The 15,940-nt window shown below is 64.9% G+C and carries 18 protein-coding genes; 6 read left to right on the top strand and 12 right to left on the bottom strand.

What is annotated here, in order from left to right; all coding sequences use genetic code 11:
• Positions 1-96 precede the first annotated feature (96 nt).
• A complete protein-coding gene (locus OU426_RS05055; protein ID WP_267632764.1) occupies positions 97-1,455 on the top strand; it encodes an FAD-binding oxidoreductase in 1,359 nt (452 codons plus the stop codon).
• 21 nt (positions 1,456-1,476) lie between these two features.
• Here the strand turns inward: OU426_RS05055 and OU426_RS05060 are convergent, their stop codons facing one another.
• The 11 genes from OU426_RS05060 to OU426_RS05110 form a co-directional block, all read right to left on the bottom strand.
• The gene (locus OU426_RS05060) at positions 1,477-1,728 is read right to left on the bottom strand and encodes a hypothetical protein (RefSeq protein WP_267632765.1); all 252 of its coding nucleotides are present in this window, start codon (positions 1,726-1,728) and stop codon (positions 1,477-1,479) included.
• Between the two features lies 1 nt (position 1,729).
• A complete protein-coding gene (locus tag OU426_RS05065) occupies positions 1,730-2,506 on the bottom strand; it encodes a succinate dehydrogenase iron-sulfur subunit (RefSeq protein WP_267632766.1) in 777 nt (258 codons plus the stop codon).
• A gap of 27 nt (positions 2,507-2,533) precedes the next feature.
• Complete coding sequence (locus OU426_RS05070; protein ID WP_267632767.1) at positions 2,534-4,186, bottom strand: glycosyltransferase family protein; 1,653 nt, start codon at positions 4,184-4,186, stop codon at positions 2,534-2,536.
• 6 nt (positions 4,187-4,192) lie between these two features.
• Entirely contained in the window at positions 4,193-4,489 is a 297-nt protein-coding gene (locus OU426_RS05075) for a hypothetical protein (protein ID WP_267632768.1), read from the bottom strand.
• A gap of 9 nt (positions 4,490-4,498) precedes the next feature.
• Positions 4,499-4,768, bottom strand: a complete 270-nt coding sequence (locus OU426_RS05080; protein WP_267632769.1) for a hypothetical protein — start codon at positions 4,766-4,768, stop codon at positions 4,499-4,501.
• Entirely contained in the window at positions 4,768-6,570 is a 1,803-nt protein-coding gene (gene sdhA / locus OU426_RS05085) for a succinate dehydrogenase flavoprotein subunit (RefSeq protein WP_267632770.1), read from the bottom strand. Before sdhA ends, OU426_RS05080 begins: the two co-directional genes overlap by 1 nt.
• A gap of 10 nt (positions 6,571-6,580) precedes the next feature.
• The gene (sdhD, locus tag OU426_RS05090) at positions 6,581-6,952 is read right to left on the bottom strand and encodes a succinate dehydrogenase, hydrophobic membrane anchor protein (RefSeq protein ID WP_267632771.1); all 372 of its coding nucleotides are present in this window, start codon (positions 6,950-6,952) and stop codon (positions 6,581-6,583) included.
• Between the two features lie 11 nt (positions 6,953-6,963).
• On the bottom strand, positions 6,964-7,347 hold the full coding sequence (gene sdhC / locus OU426_RS05095; protein ID WP_267632772.1) for a succinate dehydrogenase, cytochrome b556 subunit: 384 nt from the start codon (positions 7,345-7,347) through the stop codon (positions 6,964-6,966).
• Between the two features lie 177 nt (positions 7,348-7,524).
• The gene (locus OU426_RS05100) at positions 7,525-8,556 is read right to left on the bottom strand and encodes a MaoC family dehydratase (RefSeq protein WP_267632773.1); all 1,032 of its coding nucleotides are present in this window, start codon (positions 8,554-8,556) and stop codon (positions 7,525-7,527) included.
• A 14-nt stretch (positions 8,557-8,570) separates the two neighbouring features.
• Complete coding sequence (locus OU426_RS05105) at positions 8,571-9,119, bottom strand: NnrU family protein (RefSeq protein WP_267632774.1); 549 nt, start codon at positions 9,117-9,119, stop codon at positions 8,571-8,573.
• Between the two features lie 41 nt (positions 9,120-9,160).
• Positions 9,161-10,039, bottom strand: a complete 879-nt coding sequence (locus OU426_RS05110) for an HpcH/HpaI aldolase/citrate lyase family protein (RefSeq protein WP_267632775.1) — start codon at positions 10,037-10,039, stop codon at positions 9,161-9,163.
• Between the two features lie 214 nt (positions 10,040-10,253).
• Between OU426_RS05110 and OU426_RS05115 the strand changes: the two genes are divergently transcribed.
• Positions 10,254-10,571, top strand: a complete 318-nt coding sequence (locus OU426_RS05115; RefSeq protein WP_267632776.1) for a hypothetical protein — start codon at positions 10,254-10,256, stop codon at positions 10,569-10,571.
• Here the strand turns inward: OU426_RS05115 and OU426_RS05120 are convergent.
• Entirely contained in the window at positions 10,568-11,320 is a 753-nt protein-coding gene (locus OU426_RS05120; RefSeq protein ID WP_267632777.1) for a sulfite exporter TauE/SafE family protein, read from the bottom strand. The genes OU426_RS05115 and OU426_RS05120 overlap by 4 nt on opposite strands.
• A gap of 159 nt (positions 11,321-11,479) precedes the next feature.
• Here OU426_RS05120 and mdh point away from each other — a divergent pair, with 159 nt between their 5' ends.
• The 4 genes from mdh (at position 11,480) to OU426_RS05140 (ending at position 15,834) form a co-directional block, all read left to right on the top strand.
• The gene (mdh, locus tag OU426_RS05125) at positions 11,480-12,442 is read left to right on the top strand and encodes a malate dehydrogenase (protein WP_267632778.1); all 963 of its coding nucleotides are present in this window, start codon (positions 11,480-11,482) and stop codon (positions 12,440-12,442) included.
• A 43-nt stretch (positions 12,443-12,485) separates the two neighbouring features.
• Entirely contained in the window at positions 12,486-13,154 is a 669-nt protein-coding gene (locus OU426_RS05130; RefSeq protein ID WP_267632779.1) for a class I SAM-dependent methyltransferase, read from the top strand.
• Between the two features lie 66 nt (positions 13,155-13,220).
• A complete protein-coding gene (pepT, locus tag OU426_RS05135; RefSeq protein WP_267632780.1) occupies positions 13,221-14,465 on the top strand; it encodes a peptidase T in 1,245 nt (414 codons plus the stop codon).
• A gap of 139 nt (positions 14,466-14,604) precedes the next feature.
• The gene (locus OU426_RS05140) at positions 14,605-15,834 is read left to right on the top strand and encodes a hypothetical protein (RefSeq protein ID WP_267632781.1); all 1,230 of its coding nucleotides are present in this window, start codon (positions 14,605-14,607) and stop codon (positions 15,832-15,834) included.
• Positions 15,835-15,940: the final 106 nt, after the last annotated feature.

Genomic DNA, 15,940 nt, shown 5'->3' on the forward strand with positions numbered 1-15,940 from the left:
TCGCTGCGACGCTATCGTGCGTGGTCCCGATATGCTAACCTGCCGTCGGCGGCTCTAGCGACTTCGGTCTACCGATGGCGGGGCGGGGGGCATTTCATGGTGACCTTTGAACAGGCGAAGGCGCTGGCCGATCTCATCGGCAGCGATCACGTCATCTTTCCTGACAGCCCCGACTATCATGCGCGGCGCAAGGTCTGGAACGGCATGATCGACCGCCATCCGGCCCTGATCGTGCGACCGGCGACGGCCGCTCAGGTTTCTGCGGTTGTAACGGCGGCAGCCCGATCCGGCATCCCATTGGCGGTTCGCTGCGGCGGGCATAGCTTTCCCGGTTTTTCTACTTGCGACGACGGGATCGTTCTGGACCTGACCCGCATGAACCAGATCACGGTAGACCCCGAGGCACGCATCGCCGAGGTGGGCGGCGGCGCTCTGTTGGGTGACCTCGACAGGGCAGGCGCGCCTCATGGTCTTGTCACGCCTGCGGGCCTAGTCTCACATACCGGCGCCGGAGGGTTGACATTAGGCGGTGGCATGGGCTGGACCAGCCGACGGCTGGGGCTGACAATCGACAGCCTTTTAGCGGTCGAACTGGTGACGGCCGAGGGCCGGGTCATTGAGGTAAGCAATGACTCCGATCCCGATCTCTTCTGGGGCCTGCGCGGCGGTGGCGGCAATTTCGGCATCGTCACCAAATTCCGTTTCCGCATGCATCGCTTGGGCCCGATCACCGTGGGGGTCTGGTCCTACCCGCCGGATCGTGCGGTGCAGGCCCTGAACAGCCTCGCTGCAGCATCTGACGTCGCACCCCGCTCTCAGACCACCGTGGCTCTCACGACGCTCAGCGGAGTACATGTGACCGCCTTCCATAGCGGCGATGACGGGATGGGCGCATCCAGCACTGCACCATTCGGGCATCTGGCTGGACCCGGCGAGGGCGGACTTGTCGCCACCGACTATGTGACCTTGCAAAGTCGCGGTGACGACCGGATTTGCTGGGGCAGGCGCTATTATGGTCGCGGCGGGTTCCTGGCGAAGCCGGACGGGGCCATCGCTGAAACTATAGCCGAACTGGCGCGCTCGGCACCAACACCCGATTCCGAGATCTACATGATCCAGCTCGGCGGCGCGGTCAGCGATGTAGCCGAGGATGCCACGGCCTATTCTGGCCGGGGTGGCGGATTCTACTGGATCGTGCAGCCGATCTGGGACGACCCGGCCGATGACGCGCGATGCCTGGACTGGGGTCGGAAGGGCGGCGCGCGACTGGCTGCCCTTTCGCAGGCCGGGAACTACCTGAACGAACAGGGGGAAACTGGCCGTGACGTCGCGCTGCAAGCGTACGGCGCGGCGAAATTCGAACGTCTGACCCGTCTGAAGGCACGTATGGACCCGGGCAACCTCTTTCGCCTGAACCAGAACATCGCGCCCGCCCCGGGGCTTACACCCGCCTGATCCGCCGAACCAGACGAGGGCTCAGCCTCGCGCCACCAGACCCGGGCCGGACAGCGTGCCGCCGAGATTGACGATCTCGCCGCCGATCATGCCGCGCAGGATCACTTCAGCGCCTTCGCCCACGATCAGATTGCCCTGCACCATGCCGCCCAGCGTCACTCTACGGCCCGGCGTGATGGTCAGATCGCCGCCCACCACCCCGGCGAAGGTGCAATCTTCGTCAAGCACCGCATCGCCGGGATACATCTCGCGCCGGGGCGCCTGCGGCTCCATCTCAGACCACCCGCTCGACCATCATCTTCTTGATCTCGGCGATGGCCTTGGCCGGGTTCAGCCCCTTCGGGCAGGTCTTGGCGCAGTTCATGATCGTGTGGCAGCGGTACAGCTTGAACGGGTCTTCGAGGTCATCCAGCCGCTCGCCCGTTGCCTCGTCGCGGCTGTCGATGATCCAGCGGTAGGCATGCAGCAGCGCCGCCGGGCCGAGGTAGCGATCGGAGTTCCACCAGTAGCTCGGGCAGGAAGTCGAGCAGGAGGCGCACATCACGCATTCATAAAGCCCGTCGAGTTTCTTGCGGTCTTCGATCGACTGGCGCCATTCCTTGGCGGGGCGGTTGGTCTTGGTTTCCAGCCAGGGCATGATCGAGGCATGCTGCGCGTAGAAATGCGTAAGGTCGGGGATCAGGTCCTTCACCACCGGCATATGCGGCAAGGGATAGATCTTCACGTCACCGCGAATTTCATCCAGCCCGTAGATACAGGCGAGCGTATTGATCCCGTCGATGTTCATCGCGCACGACCCGCAGATCCCCTCGCGGCAGGAGCGGCGGAAGGTGAGCGTCGGATCGATCTCGTTCTTGATCTTGATCAGCGCGTCCAGAACCATCGGCCCGCACTTGTCCATGTCGAGGAAATAGGTATCGACCCGCGGGTTTTCGCCCGTGTCCGGGTCCCAGCGATAGATGCGGAACTTGCGCACATTCTTTCCATCCGGCCGCGGCCAGGTCTTGCCGACGCGGACCTTGGAATTCTTGGGAAGCGTGAACTGGACCATGTTCTTTACTGCCTTTTCGGTCGGATATTACAATAGGGACAGAGTCTGGGCCATCTCGACCATCGCGGCGGCCCGGGCGTCAAAGCTGTGCGCCAGGACCATCTCACGGGCGAACTCATGCCGTGCGGCGCGGCGGTCTGCGCCTTCGCCGCGGATCGTTTCGATAGCGGCGTCGAACGCGGCTTGATCACCCACCTGACAGACAAACCGATCAAACCCCGGCGGCAGGGCGGCGACACGGTCCATGATCACCGGTGTGGCGCAGGCCAGCGCGTCGAAGACACGGTTCGACAGAAATCCATTTCGCGCCATGATGTTGGTGTGATCGCACAGCACGGCAAGCGCCCGGCCATAGAGGTCACCCACCGCGTCATTCGCGAGGTACGACCCCTGCAGCCAGGTCCCCCAAGGCCCGGCGTCCCAGCCGTTTCCCCAAAGCTTCAGCGGATGGCCACCCTGCCGGGCCATCACCGCCATGGGCCGGTCCTGTCCGAAATGGTTGTTCGCCACAAAAACAAGATCGGACCGCGCGGCATGTGGAACCGGCGCCCTGACGGCCACATCGAAGCACTGATGGAGGACCGTGGGAGTGAGCCCCGGCAAGCGGCGCGCGAGCTTGCCAGCAAAGACCTCCGAGGCCACGAACACATGATCGTGCGCCCGCAAGCTTTCCATTTCAAAGCGCTTGCCGGGATAGATCATCCACAAGATCGAAGGCACATCATCGCGGCGCTGATACTGGTCGTGTCCTTGCAGGACAATGTCGAGGGCATCGGCGCCATCGCTGTGATACCAATCCGGCATGATATCGACACGCGCCTTGCGACCCATACGCTCAAACGCGCTGGCAAGGCTCTTGGCAAAATGATAGTCGCCCCAGCTTTCAGCCACCTCCGCGCTCGGGACACAGGTCTTGATCGCAATCGCCCCGGTCTTGTTCGCACCACTGCGGCGCGGCCCGGTCCGGCCTGTGCGTTGCGTCGCGGCCACTGACGCAAATCGCTGGACCCCGAAGTCATCCAGCGAAATCCCGGTGAACCGCGCGACAATCTCCTCGTAACGCTCTGTCAGCACACGGTTATGTGGATCCAGACCCGACACGACGACCAGACCGGTCGGCGCCAGGTCGAGCACGTCGACTTTCAAATCCGGACGGAACTCCCGCAGGATCGGGACGAGCTTCCAGACATCGCCTGTCCAGCTTTGCGTTAATGCGCGATCCCAGTCCCGCTCTGCCATCACACGGTTGTAAGGCACGCAGTCGTGCAGGAAGATCTCGCCGGCCGCATCCATCAGCCGCTCGGTATTGATGAAATCACGCAAGAGATACTCGAAAAGGTGCATGCCATCCAGGAACGCGAGGTCGATCTTCAGACCCAGGCGCTCGACCAGCTTGGATGCAAAGAAATCGTCGCTCGTCCCCTGAAACAGATGCAGCTCTGGCTTGTTGCGCGACACATCCGCTTCGAGCTGGAACTTCGGATCAACCGCAATCGAGACACACTCAGCGAAACTAAGGCTGGCGCCACTTTCCGTGCCGATCTCGAAGTAGACCTTCGGCCGCAGCCGCGCGTGCGCCGCCTGCAGATAGGTCAGATAGTGCACTGGCCCCATGACAGGAAAACCCGCGTCGGCCACGACTCCTGTCTCTTGTCTGATCTTGCGTCGGATCGTCTTCATGCCAGGCTATTTCCAATCGGTGCGCGCATAGAGCGGCTGGCGGGGCGGTTGACCCGCCTTCTGGTAGACGCAGGAATCATAGACCGCCGCCGGATCGCGGCCCTGGATGTAGTCGGAAGAAATCGACAGGCTGAGCTTCGCGGCCGCTTGCCCGTTCGAGGCCACGCCAACCCCGACCGAACCGCGCGGCGCGGCCGCCAGGCGGGCGCGCTGGAAACATTCCCGTTCGGCCTGTGCGATCGTCATCGGCCCGCAGGCGGCCAGAAGGGCGAGGCAAGACAGGGCAAGAAGCGGGCGGATCATCGGGCTACCTCACGGCGCGGTCGCGGCGGCAAGCCGCTGACCGACGCATTCGCTCATCAGGACCTGTCCGCGCAGGGTGGCGCCGGGACCGGCTGTGACCACCGGCAGGCCAAGCCCGTCGCGTTCCGTTCGCGAGACCTCGTAGTGGCCCGGCACTTTGAGATCGCGCTGGCAGTCGGCCACGGCGAGGTCGAAGGCATCCGGCTTGCCGCCGCCGCCAACGCAGCCGGCCGCAACCAGAACACAGCCGCAAGCCCAGATCGCCAGCCGGTTCGCCATCAATAGACCCTCGCCTTCGGTGCGATCTTCTTCGGATCGATCCCGCCCTCCTCGGGCTTGGTCAGCGGATCGAGATGCACGGGCCGGGTGGACAGGGTCACCTTCGCCCCATCGACCAGCGCGAGCGAATGGACGCGCCAGTTCTTGTCGTCGCGGCTGGGATAATCCTCGTGCGCATGGGCGCCGCGGCTTTCCTTGCGCGCTTCGGCCGCGACAATCGTGGCCAGCGCGTTCGGCATCAGGTTCGTCAGTTCCAGCGTCTCCATCAGATCGCTGTTCCAGACCATCGACCGGTCCGTGACCTTTAGGTCACCCATCTTGGCGGCGACCCGTGCCATCTTCTCGACGCCCTCGGCCAGCGTCTTGTCGGTGCGGAAGACGGCGGCATCGGCCTGCATGGTCTTCTGCATCTCCAGCCTGAGATCGGCGGTTGGCACTGCGCCCGCCGCATGGCGGAGCCCGTCGAAGCGCGTGAGCGCACGGTCGACCTCGGCCTTGTTCACCGGCACATTCGCGGCGCCCGGTTTCACGATCTGGCCGGCACGTATCGCCGCCGCGCGCCCGAAGACCACGAGGTCGATGAGGCTGTTCGATCCCAGACGGTTCGCACCATGGACGCTGGCGCAACCCGCTTCGCCCACCGCCATCAGGCCCGGAAAGACAGTATCGGGGCTGCCGGGCTGCGGGTTCAACACCTCGCCCCAATAATTCGTGGGAATGCCGCCCATGTTGTAGTGAACTGTCGGCAGAACCGGGATCGGTTCCTTCGTCACATCGACGCCCGCGAAGATCTTCGCCGATTCCGAAATGCCCGGCAGACGCTCATGCAGCGTCTCGGGTGGCAGGTGATTGAGGTGCAGGTGAATGTGATCCTTGCCCTCGCCTACGCCCCGGCCTTCGCGGATTTCGATCGTCATGCAGCGGCTGACGACGTCGCGGCTGGCCAGATCCTTGTAGGTCGGCGCATAGCGTTCCATGAACCGCTCGCCTTCGGAGTTCGTGAGATACCCGCCCTCGCCCCGCGCGCCTTCGGTGATCAGGCAGCCCGAGCCATAGATGCCGGTCGGATGGAACTGCACGAATTCCATATCCTGAAGCGGCAGCCCGGCGCGCGCCACCATGCCGCCGCCATCGCCGGTGCAAGTATGGGCGCTGGTCGCCGAGAAATACGCCCGACCATAGCCGCCCGTCGCCAGCACCACCATCTTCGCGTTGAAGACATGGATCGTGCCATCGTCGAGCTTCCAGCAGACGACCCCGGTGCAGGCGCCGTCAGTGATGATCAGGTCAAGCGCGAAATATTCGATGAAGAATTCCGCGTTGTTCTTCAGGCTCTGACCATAAAGCGTATGCAGGATCGCATGCCCCGTCCGGTCGGCGGCGGCGCAGGTGCGCTGCACCGGCGGGCCTTCGCCGTATTCGGTCGTATGGCCGCCGAAGGGGCGCTGGTAAATCTTGCCTTCCTCGGTGCGGCTGAAAGGCACGCCGTAATGCTCAAGCTCATAGACCGCCTTCGGCGCCTCGCGGGCCAGATATTCCATCGCATCGGTGTCGCCCAGCCAGTCCGAGCCCTTCACGGTATCGTACATGTGCCATTGCCAGCTGTCCGGCCCCATGTTGCCGAGCGAGGCGGCGATGCCACCCTGTGCCGCCACTGTGTGCGAGCGCGTCGGAAAGACCTTGGTCACGCAGGCGGTGCGCAGCCCCTGCTCGGCCATGCCGAGCGTGGCGCGCAGACCCGCGCCGCCCGCGCCCACGACCACAACGTCATATTCATGTGTCTCATAGGGATAAGCGGTCATGGTCAGCCTTTCAGAGCGCGATGCGGGCCAGCGCGAACAGCCCGGTCGCGGTAATCAGATAGGAAAGCGAGATGGCGGCGATGATCAGCGCCTTGCGGGTCGAACCGCGCGCGTAATCCTCGATCATCATCGTGGCGCCCTTGGCGAAATGGCGCATCGCGACGAAAAGGACGAGCCCGGTCAGGATCGCCACATGCGGCCGGGCGAAGAATTCCAGCACGCCGGCATGATCGCGGCCGAAGGCGCGGCCAAGGGCGATGACGAAGACGGGAACAAGAAAGGCAAGTGCCGCACCCGAGGCCTGCATATACCAGTGATGCTCGGTCCCGGTGTGCGAGGCGCCCTTGCCCTCGGCGCGCTTGCGGTCGGTCAGATAACGCATGGCCGCCCCTTTCAGATGAAGAAGAAGGTGAGGATCGTCAGGACAACCGACCCGATGACGCAGGCCCAGCCGAGCTTTTCGGCGGTCGCGATCTCAAGCCCGCGGCCCGCGTCGAACCACAGATGCCTCAGCCCCGCGAGGTAGTGATACCAGACCGCCCACAGCGAGCCGGTAAGGATGATCTTGCCGATCCAGCTGTGCAAAAGCCCGTCGACGAAGGCGAAATAGCCGGGGCTCGTTGCGGCGGCCAGAAGCCACCAGACCATCAGGATCGCACCGACGATCATGCCGTTGCCGGTGATCCGGGTCAGGATCGAGCTGATCGCCGTCATCTGCGGCCGGTAGATCTGCAGATGCGGCGACAGGGGCCTTACCACACGTTTGGTTTCCGCCATTCATACCTCCACCGCTTTTGGTCGGGCCGTCTGCCCCGCCTGGCTGCATCCTGATTACCCGATTTCGCGCGCAAGTCACGCTGCAATTGCAGCAAACGCCAATCGAAGGGTTTCCGTTAGGGCTAAATGTCCTATTTGTGATCACGCACTTTTTTCAAGTGATCACAAATAACTTCCCTAGACCGGCACCAGCGCCCAGTAATCGAGGTCGAGCAGAACAGACGGATCGTATTTACCGTCTTCGCCCTTCAGCGCAAAAGCCCCCGCCCCGTCCTTCACCGCCACCAACCTAAGCCGCAGCGCACCCACACCCGGCGCCCCGGTCTCGGCCTTGTCCAGCACTTCCGACCAGGCCCGCACCGTATCGCCCGCGAAACAGGGGTTGGCGTGGCTGCCGCCGTTCAGCGCCACGATCATCTGCGCATTCGCGAGCCCGTTGAAGCTGAGCGTGCGCGCAAGCGAGATCACATGCCCGCCGTAGATCAGCCGCTTGCCATCCTCGCGCTGGGTCCGGTCGAAATGCACTTTCGCGGTGTTCTGCCAGAGGCGGGTGGCGAGCATATGCTCGGCCTCCTCGACCGTCACCCCGTCCACATGGTCGATCTTCTCGCCGACCTGATAGTCGCCGAAACGGTGCGCCTCGCCCGCAAGCGTGGAATCGTAGCGGCGGAAATCGAGCCCCTCGGGCACGATCAGCGACGCAGGATCGACGACCTTTGCGAGGTCCGGCACATGCGGGAAGGGCGCGGCGGCGGCGCGGTCGCGTTTGCGGACCATCACCCAGCGGACATATTCCAGAACCACCGTGCCCGACTGGTTCAGCCCGCGCGTCCGGACCCAGACGACGCCCGAGGCGCCGTTCGAATTTTCCTTCAGCCCGATGACCTCGCTTTCGGACCTCAGCGTATCGCCCGGCCAGACCGGGGCAAGCCAGCGGCCCTCGGCATAACCAAGGTTTGCAATCGCATTCAGCGATATGTCGGGCACCGTCTTGCCGAAGACCGTGTGGAAGGCAATCAGATCGTCCATCGGCGCGGCGGGCAGGCCGCAGCTTCGGGCGAATTCGTCGGAGGAGTAGAGCGCGTGACGGGCGGGGTAGAGCGCGTGGTAGAGCGCCCTCTCGCCGCCCGACAGGGTCCGGGGCACCGCATGGGCGATCACCTCGCCCAGACGGTAATCCTCGAAGAAACGCCCCGGATTGGTCTTCATAGGTCCTCCGAAAGTCAGCCGAACGGCGGATAGCCGAGCCAGGTGTGGATATAGCCGATCAGGCCGAACAGGGCCGCTGCGACAGCGAGATAGATCAGGTCGTTGCGCACCGGCCCGGCTTTCGGCGGCGTCCAGTCGGGCACCTGCCGGTTGATCAGGATCAGGTCGATCACCGCCCAGGCCAGGAGCCCGCCGAAGAGCACAACCGAGGCAAGATCGCCATTCACCAGCAGGTGGGCGATGGCCCAGATCTTCACCGCCGTCAGCATCGGATGCCGGATCTTGGTGCGCAGCGTGCCGGGCACGTAGCCCAGTTCCATCAGGAACACGGCAAAGACCATCATCAGGTTGTTCACATGGCGCAGGAAGGCGGGCGGCGACCAGAGATCGACCACGGGTGCGGCGCGAAAGCCCTTCACCATCAGGACGATGGCGAGGATTGACAGCAATGTGATGACGAGCTTGCCGGGCATCTCGCCCATCGCGGCGCGGGCGCCCGGCGCCACGCGTTTCATCAGATGCGAGACATACCAGAGCGCGAGGCCGAGAATCAGCAGGGACATTGGTTCCTCCGAATGTGAATCCTCTTCACACTACCCATCGGCTAGAGTCCCGCAAGAGCCTCTGCCTTGGCGAGCGTCCGCCCCGCCGCGACCACATGCAGCTTCTCGACGATCTTGCCGTCGACGACCGCCACGCCCTTCCGCGCCTTCTCGGCCTCGGCATAGGCGGCGATCTGGCGGCGCGCGAGGTCGATCTCGGCCTCGGACGGCGCGAAAATCTCGTTGGCGATGGCGATCTGGGCGGGATGAATCAGCGTCTTGCCGTCAAAGCCCATGTCGCGGCCCTGATCGCATTCGCGTCTCAGGCCATCGTCGTCCTTGAAGGCATTATAGACCCCGTCGATCACGATGCGGCCATAGGCCTTGCCCGCCAGCAGACACATGGAAATCGCGGTCAGCAGCGGCTCACGATCCGGCCGGTAGCGCGCGCCGATATCCTTGGCGAGGTCGTTGGTGCCGACCACAAAGCCCTGGATGCGCGGATGGGCGGCGATATCAGCGGCGTGCCAGGCGACGACCGCGGTTTCCATCATCGCCCAGAGCGGCCGGTCGGGCACCAGCACCGCGACCGCCTCGACATGTTCGGGGCGAGAGACCTTGGGGATCAGGATCGCGTCGCAGTTCACCTCCGCCATGGCAAGGCAATCGTCGCGACCCCAGGCCGTGTCGAGCGCATTGACCCGGACGATCCGTGCCCGCCGCCCGTAATCCACCGAACGCAGTTTTTCCGCGACCATCGCCCGCGCGGCGGGCTTTTCCTCGGGCGCCACCGCATCTTCCAGATCGAAGATGATTGCGTCGCACGCGAGTGTCGCTGCCTTGTCGAGCGCGCGTTCGTTGGCGCCCGGAATATAGAGGACCGAACGATAGGGGCGCGGCGCATCGGCGGCGGGGCTCTCGGCGGGCTGGGGCGGAATCATCAAGGCTCCTCGCAATATTCTTTCGCCAAGGACCATAATCTTGGACGATTTGGCAAGTCTGGATTTGCCGCAGCGCAGAATTTTCTGCACTCGCACTATGGCTGTCCGCCCGAGAAGGCCCAAGCGCACCGCGCGTTAACCGTTTTTTCCTGCCTCGGGCGCAGGCTTTGTCCATCACCGGAGCCTGACCGCTCCCCCGACCCGGACAGATGCCATGCAAGCCAAGCTTTTCGCCCTTTCCCTCGGCTTCGGCGGGCTGATCCTCGCCGCCGACCGCGCCCACGGCCAGCAGGCGCCGCAGTGTGGCTCCCGCGAAACGGTAATTGCCCAGTTGGCGGACCGCTTCGGCGAAAGCCTGCAAAGCTTCGGGCTGGCCGCCAATTCCGCCGTGATCGAAACCTACGCCTCGGTCGAGACCGGCACCTGGACGATCCTAGTCACGCTCGCGGACGGCAGAACCTGCCTTCTCGCCTCGGGCCAAAATTTCGAACGGATCGACGCGCCCGCCACCCCGGCGGGCAGCCCGGCCTAGCCGAGCGCTCCGCCGAACCCGTCGAAGATCAGCTTGACCGAGATCAGCGCCAGCGCCGCCGTCACCAGCCGGAAGAAGATCACGTCCGGCACGATCCTGACCAGCCGCACACCTGCAAAGACCGCAAGCGCGGCCGGGATCGCCAGAACCGCCGCCACCTTCAGATTGCCGGGATTGAACTGTCCAAGCGCCCAGTAGGGGATGAGCTTGATCAGGTTGAGATAGGTGAAGAAAACCGTATTGGTGCCCGCGAACAGGGCCTTCGGCAGCCGCAATGGCAGGACATAGACCTGAAAGGGCGGCGCGCCCGCGTGGGCGACGAAACTGGTAAACCCCGTCACGGCGCCCCAGAAAACCCCGCGCCCTGCATCCGCCCGGCGCGGCTCTGCCGCCTTGCGCGTGAGGATCAGCCTCAGCGCGAACGAAAGGCCGATCACCCCCACCGCGCCGGTCACCGCCCAGTCCGGCACCCGTGCCGCGGTCAGCCAGCCAAGCGCCACGCCAAGGGTCGCGCCGACCGCCATGATCAGCACCACCCGCCGGTCGAACTGATGGCGGTAGGAATAGAGCCCGAACATGTCGGAGATCACGAAGACCGGCGCCAGCAGCGCCGTCGCCGTCACCGGTGATATGGCCAGCGCCATGACCGGCACGGCCAGCATGCCGACGATCGGCAGGCCGCCCTTGCCCATGCCGACAAGAATCGCGGCAAGCGTCGCGAGCGCCCAGAACAGCGGATCGGTGGCCATGATCCCTCCTCATTCCCGCCGCTAGCGCTATCGCACCCGGCCACCGCAGGAAAGGCCCCTGTTATGCCCTTGCCGCACTGCAGCGGGCTTGCGCGCCGAAAGCGAACCCTTTAGTCCTGCGCGCGACATTTCCCTCAATTCCCACAGGCGGAGGACATCATGGCCAGAGCGAAGATCGCGCTTATCGGCGCGGGTCAGATCGGCGGCACGCTCGCCCATCTCGCAGCGATCAAGGAGCTGGGGGACATTGTCCTCTTCGACATCGCGGAAGGCACGCCGCAGGGCAAGGCGCTGGATATCGCGCAATCGGGCCCAGTCGAGAAGTTCGACGCGAACCTCAAGGGCGCCAACGATTATGCGGGCATCGCCGGTGCAGACGTCTGCATCGTGACCGCCGGTGTGCCGCGCAAGCCCGGCATGAGCCGCGATGACCTTCTGGGCATCAACCTCAAAGTGATGAAATCCGTTGGCGAAGGCATCAAGGCCCATGCGCCGAATGCTTTCGTCATCTGCATCACCAATCCGCTTGACGCGATGGTCTGGGCGCTCCGCGAATTCTCCGGCCTGCCGCATCACAAGGTGGTGGGCATGGCGGGCGTGCTCGACTCGGGCCGCTTCCGGCACTTCCTGTCGGAAGAATTCGGCGTCTCGATGCGCGATGTCACCGCCTTTGTCCTCGGCGGCCACGGCGACACGATGGTGCCGCTGACCCGCTATTCGACAGTTGCGGGCATCCCGCTGCCGGACCTCGTGAAGATGGGCTGGACCACGCAGGAAAAACTCGACGCGATCGTCCAGCGCACCCGCGACGGCGGGGCCGAGATCGTGGGCCTTCTGAAGACCGGCTCGGCCTTCTACGCCCCGGCCGCTTCAGCGATCGAGATGGCGGAGGCCTATCTCAAGGATCAAAAGCGGCTCCTGCCCTGCGCGGCCTATGTGAAAGGCGCCTTCGGCCTTGACGGGCTTTACGTCGGCGTCCCGGTTGTGCTCGGCGCGGGCGGGGTCGAGCGGGTGGTGAACATCACCATGACCGCCGACGAACAGGCGATGTTCGACAAGTCGGTCGATGCGGTCAAAGGCCTTGTCACCGCCTGCAAGGGCATCGATCCCTCGCTCGCCTGAGCGAAGATCTGCGGGATGGGCCGCCCGGCCCCTCCCGCCAGCCATGACCCGTCCCCCCTCCCCCTACCATGCCCCCGGCTTCTACGACGACGCGCTGGCGCGCGGACGTCACCGCGACATCGTCGGCGGGCGCTGGGATGAGACGGGGCGGCTGCAGCTGGCGATCCTCAGGCGCGAGGGCCTCGCACCTCACCATCGCCTCCTGGACATTGGCTGTGGTAGCCTGAGGCTTGGGGTACGTGCAGTGCCCTACCTCGACCCGGGAAACTATTGGGGCACCGACCTTTCAGGCGCTTTGATGCGGCGGGGCTACGAGCTCGAGCTCAATCAGAAGGACCGCCTGTCGCCCCAGCAACTGATCGAGGATGGCGACTTTGCCTTCCCGGGCGTGCCGGCGACCATCGACTATGCCATCGCCTTCGCCGTCTTCACCCATCTGCCCGACACGATGCTCGCCCTCGGCCTGTCCCGGGTCCGCCGCGCTTTCCCGGCGCTGAAACGGCTTCTCTTCACCACGTTCCTCGCACCCGAGACCGGCCCCGACCGCCCGCACCGGCAGCCCGATGGTGTCGTCACCCATCCGGACCGCGCGCCCTGGCATCTGCCTTTGGCAACTGTAATGGCCCACGCCCAGGCGGCTGGTTTCACCCTGACCCGCCTGCCCGACCGGCTGCCGCGCGGCCAGGTCCTGTTCCGCGCCCTGCCGCGCTGATCGGCCGCGCGGACTTGACTCTGACCGCGCCGCCACGCCTGATCCGCGCGATCAACGGAGCCCGCTATGACCCCCGAATTCGACGCCGAACTCGAAGACCGCCTGACCCGCTATTGCGCGATAGACAGCCAGAGCGATGATGAAAGCCCCTCTTCGCCCTCGACCGCGATCCAGCTCGACATGGCGCGCACCCTCGAACGCGAACTGACCGAGATCGGTGCTAAGGATGTGCGCATCACCGACTATGGCGCGGTGCTCGCCACCATTCCCGGAACGGCGCCAGGGCCGATCATCGGATTACTCGCCCATGTCGATACCGCACCGCAGTACAATGCGACCGGCGTGAAGCCCCGCGTGATCCGCCGCTATAACGGTGGCGCCATAACCTTTCCCGACGCGCCCGATCTGGTTCTGTCGCCCGGAACCTCGCCCCACCTTGCCGACAAGGTCGGCGAGGATATCATCACCGCTTCCGGCACCACGCTTCTTGGCGCCGACGACAAGGCGGGCGTCGCAGTGATCATGACCGCCGCGCGCCACCTTCTGTCGAACCCGGACGCGCCTCGCCCCACCCTGCGCATCGCCTTCACCCCCGACGAAGAGATCGGACGGGGCGTAGATGCCCGCCTGCCCGCCGACCTCGGCGCCGACTTCGCCTATACGTTCGATGGCGGAAAGGCAGGCGAGATCGAATATGAAAGCTTCTCGGCCGACGGTGCGACGGTCAGGATAACCGGTGTCTCGATCCACCCGGGCCTTGCGAAGGGCAAGATGGTGAACGCGATCCACCTTGCCGCGAAAATCGTCCAGACCCTGCCTCAGGCCACGATGACGCCCGAGGTGACGGACGGGACCGAAGGATTCATCCATGCCACGGGCATGACCGGCGGCTCGTCGGAGATGGTTCTGAAGTTCATCCTGCGCGATTTCGAACGCGAGGGGCTGGCCGCCAAGGGCGACCTTCTGCGGCAGGTCTGCGCCGCCGTGCAGGCGGGCGAGCCGCGCGCGAAGATCGAGGTCGAGATCAAGCCGCAATACCGCAACATGCGCTACTGGCTGGAAAAGGATATGACGCCCGTGGATCTCGCCCGTGACGCCTGCCGCGATCTGGGGATCGAACCGGTATCCGTGCCGATCCGCGGCGGCACAGACGGCTCCCGCCTGACCGAGATGGGCGTGCCCTGCCCCAATCTCTTCACCGGCATGCAGGAAATCCACGGCCCGCTTGAATGGATTTCGGTGCAGGACATGGCTCTGGCGACCCGCCTCTGCCTCGGGCTTGTCGCCCGGGCCGCACGCAGGACGGGTTGAAAGCGGGCCTCGTCGGGCACGCCGACGAGACACGAAGTGTCCGAGGAGGCAAGCGGCAAAGGTCCGGAATACCGGACCCGCCCTCTGGTTGATCCCGAGGGCGCGCTCGCGCAACTACCGCCCTGAAAAGGAGATCACCATGCGCCCCTTCCCCCAGGCAACCCTCTGGGTCGCTCTCGTCGCTGCCCTCAACGCCGCAGGCCCCGCGCGCGCCGATCTGTCGCTGTCGCAGGAAATCGGCGCGAACGGCCTCGCCGCAACCGAGGTGCGGCTCGCGGCCCTTGCTGCGCCAACACCCGAAGAAACATTCGCGCTCGCCGGGGTCCGGTTCCTGCATGTCGTGGAGGTCGCGCTGCAGACCCAAGCGCGCGAGGGGATCTACGATGCTTCCGGCGTCATCCCCTTTGCCCGCCTCGCGCTTCAGGCGCCACACCGCGAAGGGCCGATGCGCCCCGAGGCGATGGCCGATCTGCTGAAAGCCGCCAATGCCGGGCTCGATGCCGCCCGCGCGCCGCTCGACAGCCTGCCGCCCGACGCGGACTTCGGGCTGGAAATCGCGCTCGGCGATCTCTGGTTCGATATCGACGGCGACGACGCCCGCGCGCCCGAGGAAAGCCTCTATGACATCCTCGGCCCGGAACTGCTCGGCTGGCGCTGGTCGGAACGGGACCCGGCGGCACCGATCCCCACCGTGCGGTTCGACGCGGCCGACGCGCACTGGCTCCGCGCCTACACCCACCTTCTTGGCGGCGTCACCGACGTGATCCTCGCTTATGACCCGACCGACGGCTACCGGCGCGTGCTGGAAAGCCACGCCGCCTTCGAAAACCTGAGCCCGCTGCCGCCGCCCGACCCGGAGAATTACAATTTCCTGACGGGCTTCGGCGCGACGGTCGACAGTGTGGCACCGCTCTTCTGGGCGCTGCGGCAGGAACCGGATCGCGACCGGCTGCTGTCGGCGCACGGCCATTTCCTCGCGATGATTGCCGACAACCGCCTCTTCTGGCAGGCGGTCGCGCTGGAAACCGACGATGACGGGGAATGGCTGCCCAACGACCGGCAGAAGGCCGCGCTCGGGATCGACCTGCCGCAAGGCACCGGCGAACGCTGGCTTGCCGTGCTGGCCGACGCCGAGGCGCTTCTCAAAGGTGAAAAGCTCGTGCCCTACTGGCGCCTCGGACCCGAGGCCGGGGTGAATATCGGCAAGCTCTTCACCGACCCGCGCCCGGTTGATTTCGTCGGCTGGATCCAGGGCGCCGATGCGCTGCCCTATCTGGAAAAGGGGCCGCTGGTCAGCGGCGAGAGCTGGGCCGGGTTCGAGCGGATGCTCAGCGGAAACAGCCTGATGATGGCTCTATATCTGAACTGATTTCCAGCCCATTGAGTCGCCGCCAGCCTTATGTGATCACACTTTTTTATCGTGTGATCACATATTGCGTTTTTTCGCACTGATCCGGCCCGCAAACGCATTTATC

It is taken from the genome of Frigidibacter sp. RF13, from assembly GCF_026626305.1.
In the GTDB taxonomy this organism is placed as follows: Bacteria; Pseudomonadota; Alphaproteobacteria; order Rhodobacterales; family Rhodobacteraceae; genus TMP-24.

What these genes read in the sequence shown, in the direction of transcription:
- OU426_RS05070 (WP_267632767.1), bottom strand. Translation starts at nt 4,186, where the DNA reads ATGAAGACGATCCGACGCAAGATCAGACAAGAGACAGGAGTCGTGGCC.
- OU426_RS05075 (WP_267632768.1), bottom strand. Translation starts at nt 4,489, where the DNA reads ATGATCCGCCCGCTTCTTGCCCTGTCTTGCCTCGCCCTTCTGGCCGCC.
- OU426_RS05110 (WP_267632775.1), bottom strand. Translation starts at nt 10,039, where the DNA reads ATGATTCCGCCCCAGCCCGCCGAGAGCCCCGCCGCCGATGCGCCGCGC.
- OU426_RS05060 (WP_267632765.1), bottom strand. Translation starts at nt 1,728, where the DNA reads ATGGAGCCGCAGGCGCCCCGGCGCGAGATGTATCCCGGCGATGCGGTG.
- OU426_RS05105 (WP_267632774.1), bottom strand. Translation starts at nt 9,119, where the DNA reads ATGTCCCTGCTGATTCTCGGCCTCGCGCTCTGGTATGTCTCGCATCTG.
- OU426_RS05080 (WP_267632769.1), bottom strand. Translation starts at nt 4,768, where the DNA reads ATGGCGAACCGGCTGGCGATCTGGGCTTGCGGCTGTGTTCTGGTTGCG.
- pepT (WP_267632780.1), top strand. Translation starts at nt 13,221, where the DNA reads ATGACCCCCGAATTCGACGCCGAACTCGAAGACCGCCTGACCCGCTAT.
- sdhC (WP_267632772.1), bottom strand. Translation starts at nt 7,347, where the DNA reads ATGGCGGAAACCAAACGTGTGGTAAGGCCCCTGTCGCCGCATCTGCAG.
- mdh (WP_267632778.1), top strand. Translation starts at nt 11,480, where the DNA reads ATGGCCAGAGCGAAGATCGCGCTTATCGGCGCGGGTCAGATCGGCGGC.
- sdhD (WP_267632771.1), bottom strand. Translation starts at nt 6,952, where the DNA reads ATGCGTTATCTGACCGACCGCAAGCGCGCCGAGGGCAAGGGCGCCTCG.
- OU426_RS05120 (WP_267632777.1), bottom strand. Translation starts at nt 11,320, where the DNA reads ATGGCCACCGATCCGCTGTTCTGGGCGCTCGCGACGCTTGCCGCGATT.
- OU426_RS05130 (WP_267632779.1), top strand. Translation starts at nt 12,486, where the DNA reads ATGACCCGTCCCCCCTCCCCCTACCATGCCCCCGGCTTCTACGACGAC.
- OU426_RS05100 (WP_267632773.1), bottom strand. Translation starts at nt 8,556, where the DNA reads ATGAAGACCAATCCGGGGCGTTTCTTCGAGGATTACCGTCTGGGCGAG.
- OU426_RS05140 (WP_267632781.1), top strand. Translation starts at nt 14,605, where the DNA reads ATGCGCCCCTTCCCCCAGGCAACCCTCTGGGTCGCTCTCGTCGCTGCC.
- OU426_RS05065 (WP_267632766.1), bottom strand. Translation starts at nt 2,506, where the DNA reads ATGGTCCAGTTCACGCTTCCCAAGAATTCCAAGGTCCGCGTCGGCAAG.
- sdhA (WP_267632770.1), bottom strand. Translation starts at nt 6,570, where the DNA reads ATGACCGCTTATCCCTATGAGACACATGAATATGACGTTGTGGTCGTG.
- OU426_RS05115 (WP_267632776.1), top strand. Translation starts at nt 10,254, where the DNA reads ATGCAAGCCAAGCTTTTCGCCCTTTCCCTCGGCTTCGGCGGGCTGATC.
- OU426_RS05055 (WP_267632764.1), top strand. Translation starts at nt 97, where the DNA reads ATGGTGACCTTTGAACAGGCGAAGGCGCTGGCCGATCTCATCGGCAGC.